The organism is Streptomyces colwelliae (assembly GCF_048158785.1).
GTDB lineage: Bacteria > Actinomycetota > Actinomycetes > Streptomycetales > Streptomycetaceae > Streptomyces.
In genome coordinates this window covers 1-2,418 of the sequence record NZ_JBLTJC010000693.1, presented here as the reverse complement: position 1 = coordinate 2,418, position 2,418 = coordinate 1, and the positions used below count along the sequence as shown (strand labels likewise).

3 protein-coding genes are annotated in these 2,418 nt (G+C 72.9%); 2 read left to right on the top strand and 1 reads right to left on the bottom strand.

All coding sequences use genetic code 11. From position 1 onward, the window contains the following. Positions 1-135: 135 nt before the first annotated feature. Together ACNFOC_RS53275 and ACNFOC_RS53270 are read left to right on the top strand one after the other, a co-directional pair. Entirely contained in the window at positions 136-1,299 is a 1,164-nt protein-coding gene (locus ACNFOC_RS53275) for a sensor histidine kinase (RefSeq protein WP_416966152.1), read from the top strand. Beyond that, positions 1,296-1,955 carry a response regulator gene (locus ACNFOC_RS53270; RefSeq protein WP_416966151.1) on the top strand — a complete coding sequence of 220 codons (660 nt, stop codon included), beginning with the start codon at positions 1,296-1,298 and terminating at the stop codon, positions 1,953-1,955. The genes ACNFOC_RS53275 and ACNFOC_RS53270 overlap by 4 nt, the downstream gene beginning before the upstream one ends. On the opposite strand, the gene ACNFOC_RS53265 is transcribed toward ACNFOC_RS53270, so the two are convergent. Next, on the bottom strand, positions 1,919-2,418 hold a 500-nt coding region (locus ACNFOC_RS53265; protein ID WP_416966150.1), incomplete at its 5' end, for an FUSC family protein. The two genes, ACNFOC_RS53270 and ACNFOC_RS53265, sit on opposite strands and share 37 nt — an antisense overlap.

The window sequence follows — 2,418 nt, the reverse complement described above, 5'->3', positions numbered from 1 at the left end:
GGCGTGGAGGAGCCGTCGGGGGCGGGGCGGTCCGCGACGCCGGAAAACACCGCCGGGGCGGAGGAACACCGGCCGGTGGCAGCTGGTGTCCCGGGCCGGAACCGGCATTTCCGTCGGCTGGTCGGCGTTGGGCGGCTGTGCTTTGCCGCTGCCTCGCCGCGCGCCGGGCTCGTCGTTCCCGTCGCCCTGGCCGTTCTCTCGCTCTCCGAAGTCCTTCTCCGCAGTGGCGACTTGGCCGGGGGCTTCGCCGCCCTGTTGCTGCTCGGCCTCGCTTCCACGCTTCCCCTCAGCTTCGTCCTCGGCAGCGGACGGTTCGCCCGGACCTGCGCGGCCCTCGCGCTCAGTGCCGCCTGCGTGCTCTCCCTCGTGCCCTTCGGAGGGCTCACCGTCGGCGGGGTCGTGGCCCAACTGGTGTGCGTCTACGTGCTGGGCCGCGCCGGAGCCACCCGCCTCGGCGGGCTGCTCGTCCTCCCCTACGTCGCGATCGCCCTCGCCAGCCACGAGGAACTGACCAGGATCGTCGCCGTCCTCGTCGCGACCCTCGCCTCCGCCGCCGCGGCCACCGGCATCGCCCACCACGTCCGCAGCACGGCACAGGCGCACAGCGCGACGGAACAGGCCTTCGCGGACACCCTCCTCGAACACGCCGCCCGGGGTGAACGGGCGCGTATCGCACGGGAGTTGCACGACGTCGTCGCGCATCATATTTCGATGATCGCCGTCCAGGCCGAGACCGCCCGGCTCACCACCCCCGGCCTCCCCGCCGAGGGCGCCACCCGCCTGCTCGCCATCGGCGACACCGCGCGCACCGCCCTGACCGAGATGCGGCGGCTGCTGGGCGTGCTCCGCGAGGACGCCGACACCGGGGTCCAACGGCGTCCCCAGCCCGGTCTCGCCCAACTCATCGACCTGGTCGACGAGTCACGCGACGCGGCCGGCTCCCGCACCCGCCTCATCGTCAGCGGACACGTCACCTCGCTGGACCCCGGCATCGAGGTCACCGCGTACCGCATCGTCCAGGAGGCCCTCACCAACGCCCGCCGCCACGCGCCGGGTGCCGCAGTGGACGTAGAACTCCTTTACGGGGAGCAGGACTTGGCGCTGCGCGTGCGCGACAACGGCCCGGGACCCACCGGCCCGGGATCCGCCGCCGCCCTCTCCGGTCACGGTCTGCTCGGGATGCGCGAGCGTGCCGCGACGGTCGGCGGGACACTGCGCACCGGGCCCGCTCCCGGCGGCGGTTTCCTGGTCGAGGCGCGGCTTCCCGTCAAGCCGGAGGAAGAGGCGGCGCTGTCGTGAGCATCCGTATCGTCGTCGCCGACGACCACGAGATCGTCCGGTTCGGATACGCCGGACTCCTCGCCACCCAGGCCGACTTCACGGTCGTGGGCACGGCCCGCGACGGCGCCGAGGCGGTACACGTCTGCCGCGAGGAGTCACCGGACGTGGTGCTGATGGACGTACGCATGCCGGTCATGGACGGCATCGAGGCCACCGCGCGACTCCAGAACGGGCCTGACACACCAAGGGTGTTGGTGCTGACCACCTTCGACCTCGACGAGCACGTCTACGACGCGCTCGCCGCCGGTGCCAGCGGGTTCCTGCTCAAGGACGTGACCGCGGAACGGCTCTTCGAGGCGGTGCGGGTCGTGGCCGCCGGTGAGGCGCTGCTCGCGCCCGGGATCACGCGCCGCCTGATCGCGGAGTTCGCCCGGATGCGCCCGAAGGCGCCCACGCAGGGCAAGTTGGACGTTCTCACCCCGCGCGAGACCGACGTCCTGCGGCTGCTCGCGGAGGGCCTGTCCAACCCCGAACTCGCCGAACGGCTGCACGTGGGCGAGGAGACCGTGAAGACCCACGTCAGTCGGATCCTCTCGAAGCTGGGGCTGCGGGACCGTACGCAGGCCGTGGTGATGGCCTACGAGACGGGACTCGTCGTGCCGAGGACCGGCTGAGGGCGGCGGACGCGCGGCACCGGCAGGAGCCACCACGCCGCCGCCACCGACAACACCGCCCCGACCGCGATCCCTTCGAGCCGGGTGGGCAACAGGCTCAGGGCGTCCTGGCCGAAGTAGCCGAGGAGGAGGGAGAGCGCGCAGGTCATCCCGGCGGCCCAGTAGGCGTAGTTGAGGGGCCGCAGCCACAACGCCACCGTCAGCACGGCGAACATCAGCGCCACGGCCGCGTCGCCGGTGACCCCGGCCAGCGCGACACCCGCGGCCAGCAGCGTGCCGGCCGTGGCCCCGGCCAGGCGCTCGACTCCCTTGCGCAGTACGTCCGTTCGGCCGCGGTTGCCGCTCGCGGCGACGTACGCGGTGAGGACGACCCACGGCCAGTGGTCGTCGAAGAGGAGATGCCCGAGGACGAAGGCGGCGGCGATCCCGACCGCCATCTGCACGGCCATGCGGGTGCTGGGGC